Annotated in this window: 1 protein-coding gene; it reads left to right on the top strand. The window is 71.3% G+C overall.

The window, feature by feature from the left end; genetic code table 11:
- Positions 1-818 (top strand): LacI family DNA-binding transcriptional regulator (locus STSP_RS33255; protein WP_067284753.1); only part of this gene is annotated, 818 nt, incomplete at both ends.

Genomic DNA, 818 nt, shown 5'->3' with positions numbered 1-818 from the left:
TTCACCTTCACGGAGTTCGCGTACTTCGCGGAAATGGCGAGAGCCGCGACCTCCGCCGCGCTCGCCCGCGGCTACGCCCTCGTCATCCTCCCCGCCACATCCCGGCACGACGTCTGGTCGAACGTCGCGCTCGACGGGACCGTCGTCATCGACCCCTCCGACCACGACCCGGTCGTCAGCGAACTCGTGCGCCAGGGCCTGCCCGTCGTCTCCGACGGACGCCCGGCCGGCTCGCTGCCCGTGACCGCCTGGGTGGACAACGACCACGAGGCCGCCGTCCTGGGCATCCTCGACCACCTCGCCGCCGCCGGAGCCCGCCGCATCGGACTGCTCACCGGCACCTCCACCGACACGTACACGAACCTCTCCACGACGGCGTATCTGAACTGGTGCGAGCGTGTCGGACAGGACCCCGTGTACGAGGCCTACCCCGCCCACGACCCCTGCGCCGGAGCGGTGGCCGCCGACCGGCTGCTCGCCCGCCCGGACCGGCCCGACGCCGTCTACGGACTCTTCGACCCCAACGGCACCGATCTCCTGGCGGCGGCACGCCGGTACGGCCTGCGCGTACCCGACGACCTGCTGCTGGTGTGCTGCAGCGAGTCGTCCGTCTACGCCAACACCGAACCGCCGATCACGACGCTCTCCCTGAAGCCGCGCCGCATCGGCACCGCAGTGGTGCAACTCCTCATCGACGCCATCGAAGGCGTCGATTCGGATGAACCGGTCGAGCAGGTGATACCGACAGAACTCATCGTGCGGGCCTCCTCCCAGCGGCGGCAGCCGCGCCCCCTGGTCAGCCCGCCCCGCTCCCCCGG

The organism is Streptomyces jeddahensis (genome assembly GCF_001642995.1).
GTDB lineage: Bacteria > Actinomycetota > Actinomycetes > Streptomycetales > Streptomycetaceae > Streptomyces > Streptomyces jeddahensis.
This window is presented reverse-complemented; position numbering and strand designations above follow the sequence as displayed.